The organism is Paraburkholderia sp. MM6662-R1, from assembly GCF_050436245.1.
GTDB lineage: Bacteria > Pseudomonadota > Gammaproteobacteria > Burkholderiales > Burkholderiaceae > Paraburkholderia > Paraburkholderia tuberum.
On record NZ_JBNDLV010000001.1, the window covers coordinates 2,969,332 to 2,986,606 of the forward strand.

Annotated in this window: 16 protein-coding genes; 5 read left to right on the plus strand and 11 right to left on the minus strand. The window is 64.8% G+C overall.

Annotation, left to right across the window (positions count from 1 at the left end; all coding sequences use genetic code 11):
- Window positions 1-98: 98 nt before the first annotated feature.
- Window positions 99-1,349, plus strand: coding sequence for an Hsp70 family protein (locus OKW39_RS14060; RefSeq protein ID WP_429562892.1), 1,251 nt, complete (start codon window positions 99-101; stop codon window positions 1,347-1,349).
- A 134-nt stretch (window positions 1,350-1,483) separates the two neighbouring features.
- Here the strand turns inward: OKW39_RS14060 and OKW39_RS14065 are convergent, their stop codons facing one another.
- The gene (locus tag OKW39_RS14065) at window positions 1,484-1,687 is read right to left on the minus strand and encodes a cold-shock protein (protein ID WP_007180251.1); all 204 of its coding nucleotides are present in this window, start codon (window positions 1,685-1,687) and stop codon (window positions 1,484-1,486) included.
- Window positions 1,688-2,117: 430 nt separating this feature from the next.
- Here OKW39_RS14065 and OKW39_RS14070 point away from each other — a divergent pair, with 430 nt between their 5' ends.
- Window positions 2,118-3,713, plus strand: a complete 1,596-nt coding sequence (locus OKW39_RS14070; protein ID WP_429335379.1) for an APC family permease — start codon at window positions 2,118-2,120, stop codon at window positions 3,711-3,713.
- A gap of 117 nt (window positions 3,714-3,830) precedes the next feature.
- Here the strand turns inward: OKW39_RS14070 and OKW39_RS14075 are convergent, their stop codons facing one another.
- The 7 genes from OKW39_RS14075 to OKW39_RS14105 form a co-directional block, all read right to left on the minus strand.
- Window positions 3,831-4,616 carry a DODA-type extradiol aromatic ring-opening family dioxygenase gene (locus tag OKW39_RS14075; protein ID WP_429562893.1) on the minus strand — a complete coding sequence of 262 codons (786 nt, stop codon included), beginning with the start codon at window positions 4,614-4,616 and terminating at the stop codon, window positions 3,831-3,833.
- Window positions 4,617-4,750: 134 nt separating this feature from the next.
- Window positions 4,751-5,353, minus strand: coding sequence for a UbiX family flavin prenyltransferase (locus tag OKW39_RS14080; RefSeq protein ID WP_090802052.1), 603 nt, complete (start codon window positions 5,351-5,353; stop codon window positions 4,751-4,753).
- Window positions 5,354-5,393: 40 nt separating this feature from the next.
- Complete coding sequence (grxD, locus tag OKW39_RS14085) at window positions 5,394-5,705, minus strand: Grx4 family monothiol glutaredoxin (protein ID WP_018420101.1); 312 nt, start codon at window positions 5,703-5,705, stop codon at window positions 5,394-5,396.
- Between the two features lie 112 nt (window positions 5,706-5,817).
- Window positions 5,818-6,705 carry a peptide chain release factor N(5)-glutamine methyltransferase gene (prmC, locus tag OKW39_RS14090; RefSeq protein ID WP_184035904.1) on the minus strand — a complete coding sequence of 296 codons (888 nt, stop codon included), beginning with the start codon at window positions 6,703-6,705 and terminating at the stop codon, window positions 5,818-5,820.
- A 10-nt stretch (window positions 6,706-6,715) separates the two neighbouring features.
- Window positions 6,716-7,798 carry a peptide chain release factor 1 gene (gene prfA / locus OKW39_RS14095; RefSeq protein ID WP_429335376.1) on the minus strand — a complete coding sequence of 361 codons (1,083 nt, stop codon included), beginning with the start codon at window positions 7,796-7,798 and terminating at the stop codon, window positions 6,716-6,718.
- 121 nt (window positions 7,799-7,919) lie between these two features.
- Window positions 7,920-9,206, minus strand: a complete 1,287-nt coding sequence (hemA, locus tag OKW39_RS14100; protein ID WP_429362851.1) for a glutamyl-tRNA reductase — start codon at window positions 9,204-9,206, stop codon at window positions 7,920-7,922.
- A 79-nt stretch (window positions 9,207-9,285) separates the two neighbouring features.
- Window positions 9,286-9,996 (minus strand): response regulator transcription factor, encoded by a 711-nt coding sequence (locus tag OKW39_RS14105; protein WP_090802046.1) that lies wholly within the window; start codon window positions 9,994-9,996, stop codon window positions 9,286-9,288.
- A gap of 229 nt (window positions 9,997-10,225) precedes the next feature.
- Between OKW39_RS14105 and OKW39_RS14110 the strand changes: the two genes are divergently transcribed.
- From OKW39_RS14110 to OKW39_RS14120, 3 genes are read left to right on the plus strand one after another with little or no spacing between them, the layout of a single operon-like run.
- Complete coding sequence (locus tag OKW39_RS14110) at window positions 10,226-10,504, plus strand: hypothetical protein (protein ID WP_429335374.1); 279 nt, start codon at window positions 10,226-10,228, stop codon at window positions 10,502-10,504.
- Window positions 10,505-10,522: 18 nt separating this feature from the next.
- A complete protein-coding gene (locus tag OKW39_RS14115; RefSeq protein ID WP_429562894.1) occupies window positions 10,523-12,337 on the plus strand; it encodes an aminopeptidase P family protein in 1,815 nt (604 codons plus the stop codon).
- A 33-nt stretch (window positions 12,338-12,370) separates the two neighbouring features.
- Entirely contained in the window at window positions 12,371-12,994 is a 624-nt protein-coding gene (locus OKW39_RS14120) for an HAD family hydrolase (protein WP_429562895.1), read from the plus strand.
- 14 nt (window positions 12,995-13,008) lie between these two features.
- Here the strand turns inward: OKW39_RS14120 and OKW39_RS14125 are convergent, their stop codons facing one another.
- The 3 genes from OKW39_RS14125 to OKW39_RS14135 form a co-directional block, all read right to left on the minus strand.
- The gene (locus OKW39_RS14125) at window positions 13,009-14,133 is read right to left on the minus strand and encodes a DUF748 domain-containing protein (protein ID WP_429335372.1); all 1,125 of its coding nucleotides are present in this window, start codon (window positions 14,131-14,133) and stop codon (window positions 13,009-13,011) included.
- 156 nt (window positions 14,134-14,289) lie between these two features.
- On the minus strand, window positions 14,290-15,954 hold the full coding sequence (ettA, locus tag OKW39_RS14130) for an energy-dependent translational throttle protein EttA (protein ID WP_429562896.1): 1,665 nt from the start codon (window positions 15,952-15,954) through the stop codon (window positions 14,290-14,292).
- A 231-nt stretch (window positions 15,955-16,185) separates the two neighbouring features.
- Entirely contained in the window at window positions 16,186-17,274 is a 1,089-nt protein-coding gene (locus tag OKW39_RS14135; RefSeq protein ID WP_429562897.1) for a sn-glycerol-3-phosphate import ATP-binding protein UgpC, read from the minus strand.
- Window position 17,275 lies beyond the last annotated feature (1 nt).

The following is a 17,275-nucleotide window of genomic DNA, read 5'->3' on the forward strand; positions in this document are numbered from 1 at the left end:
CGGCCGTCCCGGCAGCTTCAGTTGATGCTGCCGGAGTTTTCGTGATACAAAGCCGCTCCCCTTTCTTTGCGCGCCAGCCGTGAGCGGCCATTCCTGCCATGAACTATTGCGCGATTGACTTCGGTACTTCCAATTCGGCCGTCGCGGTTCCGATCGGCCCGCAGCTGAAGCTGGCGCCGGTCGAAGGCGCGTACACGACGCTGCCCACCGCGGTCTTCTTCAATACCGACGAACACACCAGCGAATTCGGGCGCGCGGCGCTCGCTGCTTACATCGACGGTTTCGACGGCCGGCTGATGCGCTCGATGAAAAGCATTCTCGGCTCGCCGCTCGCCGAGAATACGACCGATCTCGGCGACGGCAGTGCGATCAAGTACACCCACGTGATCGCGACGTTCCTGACTCACCTGAAGCGCGCGGCCGAGGCGAGCGCCGGCGGCGCGATTGACCGCGCGGTGCTGGGCCGCCCGGTGTTCTTCGTCGACGACGACCCGCGCGCCGACCAGATGGCGCAGCAACAGCTCGAAGCCGCCGCGCGCACCGCCGGCTTGCGCGACATCCACTTTCAGTATGAACCGATCGCGGCTGCGTTCGACTACGAATCGCACCTGAGCGCCGAGGGGCTCGTGCTGGTGGCGGACATCGGCGGCGGTACGTCGGACTTTTCGCTCGTGCGAGTGGGGCCGGAACGGATGAAGCGCGTCGAGCGCAAGGACGATGTGCTCGCGCACCATGGCGTGCACGTCGCGGGTACGGACTTCGACCGCCGCGTCGAACTCGCCACGATACTGCGCGAACTCGGCTACCAGTCGCTCGATCCGCAAGGGCGCGAAATCCCGAACCGGATTTATTTCGATCTCGCGACCTGGCACCTGATCAACACCGTCTACACGCCAAAGCGCGTCAGCGAACTCGCGCTAATGCGGCACCTTTTCACGGAGACGAAGCACCACGACCGGCTGATGCGCGTGGTCGAGCAGCGTTTCGGGCACGCGCTCGCCGCCCACGCGGAAGAGGCGAAGATCGGCGTGGCGGCGGGCGGCGAGACCGTGATCGATCTCGAGCAGGTGGAAGAGGATCTGCGTCTCGCGTTCGACGAAGCGCAGCTCGTCAAAGCAGGCGAGGAAGAAACGCGACGCATCGTGCAGGCCGCGCGCGATACGGTGCAGGCGGCGGGCGTCGCGCCGCGCGATGTCGACGCGATCTATTTCACCGGCGGGTCGACCGGCCTCGCGTTTCTGTCGAACGCGTTGGCCGCGGCGTTTCCAGACGCGCAAGCGGTATTCGGCGATCGTCTCGCGAGCGTGGCGACTGGCCTCGGTATTCATGCGCGGCGTGTATTCGGATAATCCCGAATAATCAACAAATAATCCGCCGCGGATTGCGAAGTAACGCGAAGTTAATCGGCGCATTCAGATTGGCCGCCGTAATAAAAAACCCCGCCGAGGCGGGGTTTTTTTGCGTCCAGAAGGAAGCGCGGAGCTTACACCGGCTTGATGTTAGCCGCTTGCTTACCCTTCGGGCCCGTCTTCACTTCAAACGTGACCTTTTGGTTTTCTTGCAGCGTCTTGAAGCCTTCAGTGCGAATTTCCGAGAAATGCGCGAACAGATCTTCACCGCCGCCGTCCGGAGTGATGAAGCCAAAGCCCTTAGCGTCGTTGAACCACTTGACGGTACCGGTTTCCATATTACTTTTTCCTAAAAATGGTGAATAAGGCCGAAGCCCGGGGTGCATGAAAATCAAGGAAGGGGGTAATGGGACCAACCGGAGTACCGTTGATGGGCGAACTACGAAAGAACCACTTCACTCGCCACTTGAAATCCTGCCCGAACGTTATACGGCGAATTCGGACGAAGGTCAACAGTCTAGACGAAACTTTGCCGGACTGATCCGAAACTTTCTTACAAAGCTTGCGCAGGGGGACAACTTTTTGCTAGGGGGAACCCTTAGTTCGGCTGCGGTTTCGCTGCAGTAACACGGTGCAACCGTTAAACTACGCGCCGCGCGTCGGTTGCACCTATTCCGCATCTGGACGCGCTTACATGCGCGTCACCCCGTCCCCACCGCCACAAGCGATGTCACGCGGTGCCGACATGGTTCTGATTTAGGAGAAGACTTGAAAAGTTCTATACAACGGAACATCGGGCCATTCGCGCTGATGCTGACCGGTCTGGGCTCGATCATCGGTTCGGGTTGGCTGTTCGGCGCGTGGAAGGCTGCAAAAATTGCCGGTCCGGCTGCGATTTGCGCATGGATCATCGGTGCGGTCGTGATTCTCGCGATTGCGCTGACCTACGCGGAACTTGGCGCGATGTTTCCGGAATCTGGCGGGATGGTGCGCTATGCGCGCTACTCGCACGGCGCGCTGGTCGGTTTCATCAGCGCGTGGGCCAACTGGATCGCGATCGTGTCGGTGATCCCGATCGAGGCCGAAGCATCGATCCAATATATGAGTACCTGGCCCTATCCCTGGGCGCATGCGCTGTTCGTCGACGGGTCGTTGACGACCAACGGCCTGCTGTTGTCCGCCGGGCTCGTCATCATCTATTTCCTGCTCAACTACTGGGGCGTCAAGCTGTTCGCGCGCGCCAACTCGGCGATCACGATCTTCAAGTTCCTGATCCCGGGCGCAACGATCGTCGGCCTGATGATGACAGGCGTCCACACCGAGAACTTTGGCCAGACGACCACGTTCGCGCCGTACGGCTGGTCGGCGGTGCTGACCGCAGTCGCGACGAGCGGCATCGTGTTCGCATTCAACGGTTTCCAGAGCCCGATCAACCTGGCCGGTGAAGCGCGAAATCCGGCCAGGAGCGTGCCGTTCGCGGTGATCGGCTCGATCCTGCTCGCGCTCGTGATCTACGTGTTGCTGCAGATCGCATACATCGGTGCCGTGAATCCGGCCGACGTGATGAAGGGCTGGAGCCACTTCAGCTTTGCTTCGCCGTTCGCGGAACTGGCGATTGCGCTGAACCTGAACTGGCTGGCGATCCTGCTGTACGTCGACGCGTTCGTGAGCCCGAGCGGCACCGGTACGACCTACATGGCAACCACCTCGCGCATGATCTACGCGATGGAGCGCAACAACACGATGCCGAAGATGTTCGGTAACGTGCACCCGTTCTATGGCGTTCCGCGCAACGCGATGTGGTTCAACCTGCTCGTCTCGTTCATCTTCCTGTTCTTCTTCCGCGGCTGGAGTTCGCTCGCGGCGGTGATTTCGGTCGCGACCGTGATCTCGTACCTGACCGGCCCGATCAGCCTGATGGCACTGCGCCGCGCGGCAACCGATCTCGAGCGCCCGCTGCACATCGCCGGCATGAAGGTGATCGCGCCGTTCGCGTTCGTCTGCGCGTCGCTGATCCTGTACTGGGCGAGGTGGCCGCTGACCGGCGAAATCATTCTGCTGATGGTCGTCGCGCTGCCGGTGTATTTCTACTTTCAGGCGAAGTCGGGCTTCGAGGGCTGGGGCCGTGACCTGAAGGCTGCCTGGTGGCTGGTCGCGTATCTGCCGATCATGGCGATCCTGTCGCTGATCGGCAGCAAGGAGTTTGGCGGCTTCGGCATTCTGCCGTACGGCTGGGACATGCTCGTCGTGATCGCCTTCTCGTTGGTGTTCTACTTCTGGGGCGTGAACAGCGGCTATCGTTCGGAGTATCTGGACGAGCAGCTCGTGCACGACGAAGTGCTCGAAGTTATCGGCGCGCATTGAGCGCCGGTCGAAACCGAAGATCCGCTCGACGCGGGTCTTTCGGGGCCGATAAAAAGCCCGCCCGATCGATGATCAGGCGGGCTTTTTGTTGACCTTTGTGCGCGACCCCGAGCCGGATCAGGCGGTCACGAACACGTAGTTCGTCATCGCGAGCGAGCGTTGGTAGGTGCCGAGCGACTGGATCGCGAGCGAATACTCGTCGTCGGCGGCACCGAGCGCGGCGAATACCGGCAACAGATGCTCGTCGGTCGGATGCATCAACACCGCGTGCGGCGCCTGGCGGCGATAGTCGAGCAGCGCGTCGGTATCGCGCGCGACGAGCTTGTCCTCGAACCAGTCGGTGAATTCGGCCACGCGCGGATCGGCGTCTTCCGGGCGCGCGGAGAAATCGGCGGCGCGCAGGTTATGGGTGATCTGGCCGGAGCCGATCACCATCACGCCTTCGTCTTTTAGCGCGCGCAGCGCGCGGCCGACGCGGAAATGATGCGCGGCGTCCTTGTGCGGTTGGATCGACAGTTGCGCGATCGGCACGTCCGCTCGCGGAAACATCAGCAGCATCGGCACCCATGCGCCGTGGTCGAGTCCGTGCGGCTGCACGTCCGCGACGATGCCGCTCGCGCCGAGCAGCGCGGCGGCGCTACGCGCGATGTCGGGCGCGCCCGGCGCCGGATATTGGATTTCGTAGAGCTGGCGCGGAAAACCATAAAAATCGTGGATGGTTTCAGGCGCCGTCGCGATGCTCGCGAGTGGCTGCGCGGTGCCCCAGTGCGCCGACAAGATCAGGATTGCCTCAGGACGCGGCAATTGCGTGCCGAGCGCGCTGAACTCGGCGGACGGCATCGACGGATCGATCGGCAACGTGGGTGCGCCGTGAGACAGGAAAAGCGAAGGTAAGCGGTTCATGACAGCAACGCGGCCGTGTAAGCACGGCACGGAGAAATTGGGTTGCTACCAATATAGGTCCGCACGCCAGCTTGATAAATGGGTTCGGCGGGAATTGATTGCGTCGCAGCCGTTGTTAATCCGCGTTGTCGCGGTTAATCCTGCGCGCCCCGCAATCCTTCCCACGCCGGCGACAACGCCGGCCCAAGCGCAAACAGATCGAGCACGCGTGCGACAGTGTGGTCGACCATCTCGTCGATCGAAGCAGGCCGGTTATAGAACGCGGGCAGCGGCGGGAAGATCACTCCGCCCATTTCGGTGACGGCCGTCATATTGCGCAGATGCGCGAGATTGAACGGCGTTTCGCGCACCAGCAGCACGAGACGGCGACGCTCCTTCAGTGTGACGTCGGCGGCGCGGGTGATCAGGTTGTCGGCGAAACCGTGCGCGATGCTCGCGAGTGTTTTCATCGAGCAGGGCGCGACGATCATGCCGTCGGTCGCGAACGAGCCCGACGCGATGCTCGCGCCGACATCGCGCACCGAATGGACGACATCCGCGAGCGGATGCACGTCTTCCTTGCCCAACTCGAGTTCATGCTGGATGTTGAGCCAACCCGCGCTCGAAATCAGCAGGTGGCTCTCGACGCCGCCGAGCCGCCGCAGCGTCTCGAGCAGCCGGATGCCGTAGATCGCGCCGGAGGCGCCGGTGATCGCGACGATCAGCCGGCGAGGCACCGCGGTGCGTGCTTGCTGCATGGCTTGCGGCGCCTGATGAAGCGAACGAAGCGTAGAACGCTCAGGCCGCGGCGAACAGCTGCTGCAGTTCGCCCGATTCGTACATCTCCATCATGATGTCCGAGCCGCCGATGAATTCCCCCTTCACGTAAAGCTGCGGAATGGTCGGCCAGTTCGAGAACACCTTGATGCCCTGACGGATTTCGTCGTCTTCGAGCACGTTGACGGTCTTGATTTCACCGGCACCGCACGCCTTCAGGATCTGGATGGCGCGGCCGGAAAAACCGCACATCGGGAACTGGGCCGTGCCTTTCATGAAGAGAACGACGTTGTTGCCGTCGACGATTTGCTTGATGCGTTGTTGCGTATCCATGACTGACCTTGCGGTTCCGATAAAGGATGGGAATAGGCTGAAATGATAGCGGATTTCGCTACCGGCGGCCGCAGCCACGTCACGCCTGGGGTTTTAGCCTCGGCGACCGCGCTCAGGCCGCAGCGGCGCGCAGCACGCCGCCGCTGATCCGCTCGATGCCGGCGAGATCGCGCGCCGAGCGGACCTCGGCAAAACCGCGTTCGCTCAACAATGCGCGCACGGCTTCGGCCTGGTCGTAGCCATGTTCGATCCAAAGCGTGCCGTCGGCGGCGAGACGCTCGGGGGCGCCGGCGACGATCGCTCGGATCGCGCTGAGGCCGTCGGCCTCGTCGGTGAGCGCGCCGCGCGGCTCGAAGCGCAGATCGCCCTCACGCAGATGCGGGTCGCCGCTCGCGATATACGGTGGATTGCTGACGATCGCATCGAAGCGCAACGCGGCGTCGAGCGAGCCGTACCAGTCGCTGGGCAGGAAAACGACGGCGCCCCCCGGGCGTTTCACGTCGAGCAGGCGCGCGCCGTTGCGCGCGGCGACGGCGAGCGCGTCGGCCGAGCGGTCGAGCGCCCAGACCTGCGCGTCGGGCCGCATCGACGCGATCGCCACCGCGATTGCGCCGGTCCCGGTGCCGAGATCGAGCACACGTGGGCGCGGCCGAGGTTCGATCGCCGCGAGCGCGGTCTCCACCAGCAGCTCGGTCTCAGGACGCGGAATCAGAACATGCGGCGTCACTTCGAATTCGAGCCCGAAGAACTCGCGCGCACCGACGAGCTGCGCGACCGGCTCGCCGGCCATGCGCCGCGCCTCGAGCGTGCGATAACGCTCGACGCTTGCGCGTTCGAGCGGCTCCTCGCCGCGCGTGATCAGCTGCGTGCGCCGCCAACCGAGCACATGCGTGAGCAGAATCCGCGCTTCGAGCGGCGGCAGCGGCGATGCGCGCAATAGCGCCTCGGCCGTGGGGGGCAGAGCGGTGGGGTCGAGCGGAGCCGGGGAGGCGTCGGTCATTGTCGGGGCGTTAGTCCGCGTCGCCGAGCGAAGCCAGCAGTTCGGCCTGATGCTCGCTGACGAGCGCCGCGATCAGTTCTTCGAGATCGCCGTCCATGATCGCGTCGAGGCGATACAGCGTCAGGTTGATGCGGTGATCGGTGAGGCGCCCCTGCGGGAAGTTGTACGTGCGGATGCGCTCCGAACGGTCGCCCGAGCCGATCAGGTTCTTGCGCGTCGCCGCTTCCTTCGCCTGCTGCTCGTGCGCCTGCTTGTCCTTGATGCGCGCGGCGAGCACCTTCAGCGCGCGATCCTTGTTCTTGTGCTGCGAGCGGTCGTCCTGACATTCGACGACGATGCCCGTCGGCAAGTGCGTGACGCGCACCGCCGAGTCGGTCTTGTTGATGTGCTGGCCGCCCGCGCCCGACGCGCGGAACGTGTCGATACGCAGATCGGCCGAATTGATCTCGACTTCGCCGATCTCGTCCGCTTCCGGCATCACCGCGACCGTGCACGCCGAGGTATGTATGCGGCCCTGCGTTTCGGTGGCCGGCACGCGCTGCACGCGATGCCCGCCCGACTCGAACTTCAGCTTCGAATACGCGGCATCGCCGGCAATTCGCACGATCACTTCGCGATAGCCCCCGAGGTCCGATTCGCTCGCCGACATCATCTCGACCTGCCAGCGGTTGCGCTCGGCATAGCGCAGATACATGCGCAGCAGATCGCCCGCGAACAGTGCGGATTCGTCGCCGCCGGTGCCCGCGCGGATTTCGAGGAAAATGTTGCGCTCGTCGTTCGGGTCTTTCGGCAGCAGCATTTTCTGCAGTTCGACGCCGAGCGTCTCCATACGATCGCGTGCTGCGCGGATTTCCTCTTCGGCGAAATCGCGCATCGACGCGTCGGCGAGCAGGTCCTGCGCGGTGGCGGCGTCGTTTTGCGCCTGGCGCCACAGCCCGTAATGCTCGACGACCGGGTCGAGCTCCGCGTGTTCGCGCGTCAGCTTGCGGTACTGGTCGAGGTTGGCGGTGATGTCCTCGCGGCTCAACAGGTCGTTCAGTTCGGCCAGCCGGGTGGTCAGCTGGTCGAGCTTGCGTTGCATGCTCGTTTTCATCGGGCGGGTAGCGGAGCGGACTCCGGAATGGATGCGGCCAGGGGAACGGGCGAATGCCCGGGGCGGAAGCACTTTGCGAGCCACGGCGGTGGCGCGCGGAGGTGCGGCGAGCACTGCGCCGCTAACGCTCGGTAGAGCCGGGGTGTTTGTAGAAGCCGCTCATCAGCTCGATCAGCTTGTCGCGGTTGTCGGTGCTCGCGCGATTCAGCGCGTGCGTAGGACCATGGATCAGCTTGTTGGTGAGCGATTGCGACAGTGCCTCGAGGACTGCGGCCGGATCGTCGCCGCGCGCGAGCATTTTCTGCGCGCGTTCGACCTCTGCGCGGCGCAGCGTGTCGGCCTGCGTGTGCATGTGGCGGATGACCGGCACGATGCTGCGCGCATCAAGCCACTGCATGAAGTTCTGCACGCGCGTTTCGATGATCGCTTCGGCCTGCGCGACCGCGGCCTGGCGCGACGCATTGCCTTCGCGGACGATCGCACCGAGGTCGTCGACGGTGTACAGGAACACGTCTTCGAGCTGGCCGGCTTCGGGTTCGATGTCACGCGGCACCGCGAGGTCGACCATGAAAATCGGCCGGTGACGGCGCGCCTTGACCGCGCGCTCGACTGCGCCAAGACCGATGATCGGCAACGTGGACGCCGTGCACGACACGATGATGTCGAATTCGTGCATCCGCGCGGGGAGCTCGGAGAGCGGAATGGCGCGGCCGTTGAAGCGCTCGGCGAGCCGCATGCCGCGCTCGGCGGTTCGGTTCGCGACGACGAGTTCCCGCGGATGCTGCGCCGCGAAGTGCGTCGCGCAAAGCTCGATCATTTCGCCAGCACCGATGAACAGCACGCGCTGGTTCGCGATCTTATCGAAAATGCGTTGGGCGAGGCGTACCGCGGCGGCGGCCATCGACACCGACTGCGCGCCGATCTCGGTGGTGCTGCGCACTTCCTTCGCGACGGCGAAGGTGCGCTGGAATAGCTGATTCAGGTAGGTGCCGAGGGCGCCGGCTTCGGAGGCGGTGCGCACCGCCTCCTTCATTTGTCCGACGATCTGCGTTTCGCCGAGCACCATCGAATCGAGCCCTGACGCGACGCGGAACGCATGGCGCACGGCTTCGGACTGCGGCAGCGCATAGACGTGCGGCGCGAGTTCATCGATCGGGAGGTTGTGGTACTTCGACAGCCACTGCACCGAGGCTTCGCGCGCGGCGAGGTCGTCGGTCGCGCAGTAGAGTTCAGTGCGGTTGCAGGTGGACAGAATTGCCGCCTCGGGCGCGTTGGGGGCCATGTGGCCCAGCCAGATGCCCTTGAACGTATCCAGAGCGGGCTTTATCTGTTCGAGCGGAAACGCCACGCGTTCGCGCAAGGCGACAGGCGCAGTGTGATGGTTGATTCCGATCGTTAGAAGCTGCATTTGGGGGAGCTATCGTTCAGCCGTATATTATAGCGTTTCCACGATACTCACATTCTGCCCGCCATATATCCCGCATGCGTCAGTTCGCGCCTGTCAGGCTCTCCGGCGGGATCGCGTCGAGCTGGTAACCGTAACCATAGATCGGCGTCAGCGTGTAGCCAAGCTCCGGGCGCAGTTGCAACTTGCTGCGCACGCGCGACGCGTGGGTGTCGATGGTGCGCGAATTTACGTCACGGCGGCGGGCCCACACGGTTTCGAGAATATGCGCGCGCGACACCGGCCGCGCGAGATTGTTGAACAGCACCAGCGCGAGGCGGAATTCCTTCGGCGTCAGGATCACGGTCAGGTCGCGGAATGTCACGGCCAAATTCGCCGCGTCGAACGTATAGCCGCCGATCACGTCGCGTCGACGGTTGGGCGGCCGCCGCAGGCCCGCACGGCGCTGCAGCGCCTCGACACGCGCGAGCATTTCGGGGCCGCGCACTGGCTTGCTGAGACAGTCGTCGGCGCCGGCATGCAGCGCGGCGACGATCTGGCATTCGCGCGGTGCGCTCAGCAGCATCATGACGGGCAGGCCCGGCAGAATGGAGCGCGCGCGCGGGATCACGTCTTCGGCGCAATGATCGCCGGCCCAACTTTCGGTGATCAACAGGTCGAAAAATTCGTCGGTAGCGCGCTGCAGGAAGGTGGCGCTAGTGGTGAAGTGCTGGCACGCGTGGCCGCCGGCGAAAATGAGCCGGTCAACCAGTTTGGCGTGTTGCAGGTCGGGTTCGATAAGGGCGATGCGCATGGCGCTGCGTCAGCCTGGCAACGGGCGAAGCATGAGGCGTTTTCGTCAGACTTACAACTTGCCTAAGCACACCCCGATCCCTAAACTCAACCGCTATGCGGAAAGCGCCGTGCTGAACTTGTATAGTTGAGGAGGCAAAAATGCTAGCGTTGGCGGCTCCTTTCGCCTATGAGACGAATCCGAAATTGATCTTGCCGTGTTTGAGCGCCCAGTCTGGAGTCGACGCCTGATGGGTTGGCCAGGCATTCTCGTACTCGGCGCGGTGATCGGCCTCGCGGGCTGGTGGTTGCATCCGCAGCGCCGCGCGAGCCGCGCCCGCTGGTGGGCCGCGCTGTTGGCCGGTGTGCTCGGCACGAGCGTCGCGCGGATGGCCGGCAACGTGACAAGTCTCTTCCATGACGGCGACATGCTCGAATGGCCGGTATGCACCGCCGTCGCGCTCGTCGCCGTCGCCGTGACGGTCGGCCTCTTGTCGCGTCAATCAACGCGCCGGTCCATCCGTCGATGAATCCTTGCAGGTAACTCCATGAACGCCCGACTTCCCGAAACCTCCTTCATTCCCGAGCGCCTCGCGAACCTGCGCGCCGCGATGGCGCGCGAGGGCATTGCCGCTTACCTCGTGCCGTCGGCGGATCCGCATCTGTCCGAGTATCTGCCAGGGCGCTGGCAAGGCCGCCAGTGGCTGTCGGGCTTCACCGGCTCGGCCGGCACGCTGATCGTCACCGCCGATTTCGCCGGCGTCTGGACCGACAGCCGCTACTGGGAGCAGGCGAGTGCGCAACTCGCCGGCAGCGGTGTCGAGTTGATGAAGATGACCGGCGGCCAGCTCACGACGCCGCATTTCGAATGGCTCGCGCAGAACGTCGCGAGCGGCGGCACGGTCGGTGTGGACGGCGCGGTGCTGGGCGTCGCGGCCGCGCGCGCGTTGAGCGCCGCACTGAACGCGCGCGGCGTGCAATTGCGCACCGACCTCGACCTGTTCGACGCGATCTGGGCGCAGCGCCCGGCGCTGCCCGCCGACGCCGTCTTCGAGCACGCCGCGCCGCAAGCGGGCGTCACACGTGCGGACAAGCTTGCGCAGGTGCGTCGCGCGATGGTCGAGAAAAGCGCGCAGTGGCACTTCATCTCGACGCTCGACGACCTCGCCTGGCTGCTGAATCTGCGCGGCGCCGACGTCAGCTACAACCCGGTGTTCGTCGCGCACGCGCTGATCGGCGTGGATCGGGTGTCGCTATTTATCGCCGACGGCAAGGTGTCGCCGGCGCTCGCCGAAGTGCTCGCGCGCGACGGCATCAGCGTCGAGCCGTACGCGAAAACCGCCGCCGCGCTTGCTGCGCTGCCAGCCGGCAGCACACTGCTGATCGATCCGCGCCGCATCACGCACGGCTCGCTGCAGGCGGTGCCGTCGTCGGTCAAGGTGGTCGAGGCGGTCAATCCGTCCACTTTCCTGAAGTCGTGCAAGACCGCCGCCGATGCCGCGCACGTGCGTGAGACGATGGAGCAGGACGGCGCCGCGCTCGCCGAATTCTTCGCGTGGTTCGAAAGCGCGCTGGGCCGCGAGCGCATCACCGAGCTGACGATCGACGAGCGTCTGACGGCAGCTCGCGCCCGCCGTCCCGGCTTCGTGTCGCTGAGCTTCGCGACGATCGCGGGCTTCAATGCGAACGGCGCGATGCCGCACTATCGCGCGACCGAGGAGTCGCATGCGGTGATCGAAGGCAACGGCCTGCTGCTGATCGATTCGGGCGGCCAGTATCTGAGCGGCACGACCGACATCACACGCGTCGTCCCGGTCGGCACGCCGAGCAGCGAACAGCGCCGCGATTTCACCGTCGTGCTGAAGGGCATGATCGCGCTGTCACGCGCGCAATTCCCGCGCGGCATCCGCTCGCCGATGCTCGACGCGATCGCGCGCGCGCCGATCTGGCAGGCCGGCGCCGACTATGGCCACGGCACCGGTCACGGGGTCGGCTACTTCCTGAACGTGCACGAAGGCCCGCAGGTGATCTCGCACTACGCACCGGCCGAACCGTGGACCGCGATGGAGGAGGGCATGATCACGTCGAACGAGCCGGGTCTGTATCGGTCGGGCAAGTGGGGCGTGCGAATCGAAAACCTCGTGCTGAACGTGGCCGCGGAAAAAACCGAATTCGGCGACTTCCTGAAGTTCGAAACGCTGACGCTGTGCCCGATCGACGCGCGCTGCATCGAGCTGTCGCTGCTGCGCGACGACGAGCGCGCGTGGCTCAACGCGTATCACGAGACGGTGCGCGCGCGCCTCGCGCCGCATGTATCGGGCGACGCGAAAGCGTGGCTGGAACTGCGCACGCAACCCATCTGAGCGTAGCGACGACCTTCCAAAGGAGCGTGGTGCATGGCGATCAAGGCAGTGGTGTTCGATTTCGGCGGTGTGCTGATCGACTGGAGTCCCGAGTACCTGTACCGCGAGCTGATTCCCGACGAAGTCGAGCGCCGCTGGTTCCTCACGCACGTCTGCTCGATGGACTGGGTGATCCGCCAGGATGGCGGTCAGCCGATCGTCGAAGCCACCGACGAGCTGATCGCGCGGTTTCCCGATCACGAACCGCTGATCCGCGCGTTCTATGAGCGCTGGCACCAGATGGTGGCGGGTGTGCTCGACGACGGCATCGCGCTGATGGAAAAGCTCGAAGCGGCCGAGGTGCCGCTCTTCGGGCTGACCAACTGGTCGGCCGAGACGTTTCCGTACGCGTGGGAGCACTATCCGGTGCTGCGGCGGTTTCGCGACGTCGCCGTGTCGGGGCGCGTGAAGCTCGTGAAGCCCGACCCGGCGATCTTCGCGGAGATGCGCCGGCGCATCGAACTGCAAATGCCCGGTGTCGAGCCGGCCGAACTCGCCTTCATCGACGACAACGCGAAGAACGCCGAAGCCGCGAAGGCGCTCGGCTGGCACGGCGTGCATCACACGAGCGCCGCGCAAACGGAAGCCAAGCTGCGCGAGTTGGGCTTGCCGGTTTGAGCTGACCGCCGCCGCTACTGCCCCAGCAGATTCTTCAGCGCATTACCGAGACCCTTGACGGTCTCGCCCGCACCCTTCGCGACGCCTTCGACGCTGACCCCGAGCGCCTGCGCAAACCCCGCGCCGATGCGCGCGAGGATCCCTTCGCGCACCGAGAACTTCGGATCGCGCAGATCGCCGTCGAGCACGAAATGCAGCGTGATATTGCCGTTATGCGTCTTCAGCGCCGCGACGGCGGCGCGGGTCGGAATCGACATGAACGTCTCGAGCGGATTGTCGGATTCGGCGAGCTGCAGATTGTGGACTGTCACCGTGCCGGGCGCATGGAGATGATAATTCCGCACCGTCGATTCGATCGTCAGATCGACGGTGCCGCCCGTCACCTGTGCGCGCGTGCCGGCCTTCTTCAGCAGATACGGATCGAGCATCGCAATATCGACGCCGTGCAGCGTGCTCGTCGTCTGCGAATCGCGGCTGGCGATTTTGATCCAGCCGTCGAACGTCACGGTGCCCGTATGCGCCGGCCCCTTCATCGCGCCGCGAACGCTGACATGGGTCGGTTCGGTAAGCGCCGGCAGATGCAGATGGTCGACGCTCGCGTTGGCGTTGCTGAGCGTGACCTTGAACGGCGGCGGCCCGACAGTCATGTCGTAGAAATGGAAGTTGCCGTGTTCGAAGCGGATATGGTCGACCAGCTTTTCGCGCGGGATCGGCGGCGCCGTGCCGGCGTTGCCCGGCTGATCGCCGCGGTTCAGCGATTCGCGCAGGTTCGGCAGCAGATTCAGCGAGCCGTCCTTCGTGCGTAACACGGCCATGTCGAAGCCGCGCACGACGACCTCGCGGATATGCATGCGCCGCGCGATCAGATCGCGCACGTCGGGGGTGATCGTGATTTCGTCGGCGCGTAGCGGTTCACCCGCTGGCCAGTCAGGCGGCGCTTTTAGCACGACGTGGGTGAGGTGTACCGAGGTGAGGCCGACGTCGATACTGTCGGCGCTGCCGAGCGGCCCGAGCGCCGCGCTGACGCGATTCTTGACTTCCTGTTGCGCGAATTGCATCGCGCCGATCGCGATCAGAACCAACGCCAAAAGCGTTCCGCCCACGATGACGATCCAGCGCCTGCCCTTCGACATCGCCATGCCTGTCTCCTCGTCGCCGCGTCGCGCGGCGCTGTGTTGACCGTCTGTCGCGTGCGCGAGACTTTCACGCGCGCCTCCGTCTAGCGACGATTAGCAACGCGCATGCCCCGCGGCCCGTCCGGCATCGCGCCAGACGGACCGTCGCCCGCCCGCTTCTTAACGCGAGATCGGCTTGTAGCGCAGGCGCTTCGGCCGCGCGCCTTCCTCGCCGAGACGCGCGCGCTTGTCCGCTTCGTATTCCTGGTAGTTGCCGTCGAAGAACGTGACTTGCGAGTCGCCTTCGAACGCGAGGATATGCGTCGCGATGCGATCGAGGAACCAGCGATCGTGCGAAATCACGAGCACCGAGCCCGCGAATTCGAGCAGCGCGTCTTCGAGCGCGCGCAGCGTTTCGACGTCGAGGTCGTTCGACGGTTCGTCGAGCAGCAGTACGTTGCCGCCCGCGATCAGCGTCTTCGCCAGATGCAGACGACCGCGCTCGCCGCCGGACAGATTGCCGACGATCTTCTGCTGGTCGCCGCCCTTGAAATTGAAGCGGCCGATATACGCGCGCGATGGTGTTTCGTACTTCCCGACCGTCAGCACGTCCGCGCCGCCCGAGATTTCCTCGAACACGGTCTTGGTGCCTGCGAGCGCTTCGCGGCTCTGGTCCACGTACGCGAGCTTGACGGTCGGACCCTGCACGATTTCGCCCGAATCCGGTTGCTCGCGGCCGGTCAGCATACGGAACAGCGTCGATTTGCCGGCGCCGTTCGGACCGATGATGCCGACGATCGCGCCGGCCGGGATCTTGAAGCTGACGTTATCGAGCAGCAGCCGGTCGCCGTACGACTTGGTGACGTTCTTGAACTCGATCACTTCATTGCCGAGGCGGTCGCCGACCGGAATGAAGATTTCCTGCGTTTCGTTGCGCTTCTGGTAGTCCTGGCTGTTCAGCTCCTCGAAGCGCGCGATACGCGCCTTCGACTTCGCCTGGCGGCCCTTCGGGTTCTGGCGCACCCACTCGAGTTCCTTCTTGATCGCCTTCTGGCGCGCGGACTCCGACGCTTCTTCCTGCTTCAGACGCTCTTCCTTCTGATCGAGCCAGCTGCTGTAGTTGCCCTTCCACGGAATGCCGTGACCGCGGTCGAGTTCGAGAATCCACTCGGCGGCGTTGTCGAGGAAATAGCGATCATGCGTGACGGCGACCACGGTGCCCGGGAAGCGCGTCAGGAACTGCTCGAGCCATTCGACCGATTCCGCGTCGAGGTGGTTGGTCGGCTCGTCGAGCAGCAGCATGTCGGGCTTTTGCAGCAGCAGCTTGCACAGCGCGACGCGGCGCTTTTCGCCGCCCGACAGATGCTCGATCTTCGCGTCCCATGCCGGCAGGCGCAGTGCGTCGGCGGCGATTTCGATCTGCTGCTCGGCGCTGCCGTCGGTCGTTGCGAGGATCGCTTCGTACTTCGCCTGCTCGGCGGCCAGCGCGTCGAAGTCGGCGTCCGGCTCCGCGTAGGCCGCGTAGACTTCGTCGAGCTTCTTCTGCGCGTTGAACACGTCGCCGAGGCCTTCCTCGACCGCTTCACGCACGGTTTTCTGCGGATCGAGTTGCGGCTCCTGCGGCAGATAGCCGATGTTCAGGTTCGGCATCGGTGTCGCTTCGCCTTCGATCTCCGTGTCCACACCGGCCATGATGCGGATCAGGGTCGACTTGCCCGAGCCGTTCAGGCCGAGCAGGCCGATCTTCGCGCCGGGGAAGAACGATAGCGAAATGTCTTTCAGGATCTGGCGCTTGGGCGGCACGATTTTGCCGACCCGGTTCATGGTGAAAACGTATTGGGCCATTAGCTTGCAGTAGACGTTGACGACGCCGGCCGCGTGCGGGCGGGCAGTCGGGGGTGAATGGGTAATCGGTGTGAGGGCCGGGCGGAACACCCGGCGCCGGCCGGCGCGGCGTCGGATTCGACGACGCTGCCGCGCGCGGCATGTGGTTCAGGTGGCATTGTACTTCGCGGCGAGGGCCGGGCGGCAGGGGGTTCCGGCGGCGGGCCGCCGTCGCGGCGCGCCGCGGGCGTCTCAGTTCGCGCGCCGTCCAGTCGCCGGATCGAAGAAGTGCAGATGCTGCGCGGGCAGCACGACCTGCAGCGCCTCGCCGGCCGCGGGACGATGCGCGTGCGGCAGCCGCGCGGTCACATCGTGCTTGCCCCAGCGGCCGTGCGCGAGATTGTCCGCGCCGAGAATTTCGCAAGAATCGACGCTCAGTGTCGCGAACGGTGCGTTGGCCGTGCCCGGGCTCAGATGCTCGGGGCGAATGCCGAGCGTCCACTCGCGGCCTGTCGCGACTTCGCGGCCGATCGACGGCACGCCCGCGAGCGGCAGCTTCGGGCCGTTGCCCGCAACGTCGAAGGTCGAGCCGTCGTCCGCGACACGGCCTTCGAGCAGGTTCATCCCCGGCGAGCCGATGAAGCTCGCGACGAACACCGTGGCCGGCCGCTCGTAGACTTCGGTCGGCGCGCCGATCTGCTCGGCGTGGCCCTGGTTCATCACGATCACGCGCTGCGCCAGCGTCATCGCTTCGATCTGATCGTGCGTGACGTACAAACTCGTGGTCTTGAGGCGCGCATGCAGGCGCTGGATTTCGAGGCGCATCTGCACGCGCAGACGCGCGTCGAGATTCGACAGCGGCTCGTCGAACAGAAACACCGCCGGCTCGCGTACGATCGCGCGGCCCATCGCGACGCGCTGCCGCTGCCCGCCCGACATCTCGCGCGGCTTGCGCTGCAGCAGCGCGCCGAGCTCGAGAATCTGCGCGGCGGCTTCGACGCGTTTCGCGATCTGCGCACGATCGACGCCCGCGATCTTCAGCGCGTAACCCATGTTCTCGGCCACGCTCATATGCGGATACAGCGCGTAGTTCTGGAACACCATCGCGATGTTGCGATCCTTCGGCTCCAGTTCGTTGACGACCTTGCCGGCGATCGAAATGCTGCCGTCGGAGATGCGCTCGAGCCCGGCGACCATTCGCAGCAAGGTCGATTTGCCGCAGCCGGACGGCCCGACCATGACGACGAATTCGCCGTCGGCGACGTCGACGTCGATGCCGTGCAACACGAACTGTTTGCCGTCGTAGGTTTTCTTAACGCTTTGCAGAGTCAGTGCAGCCATG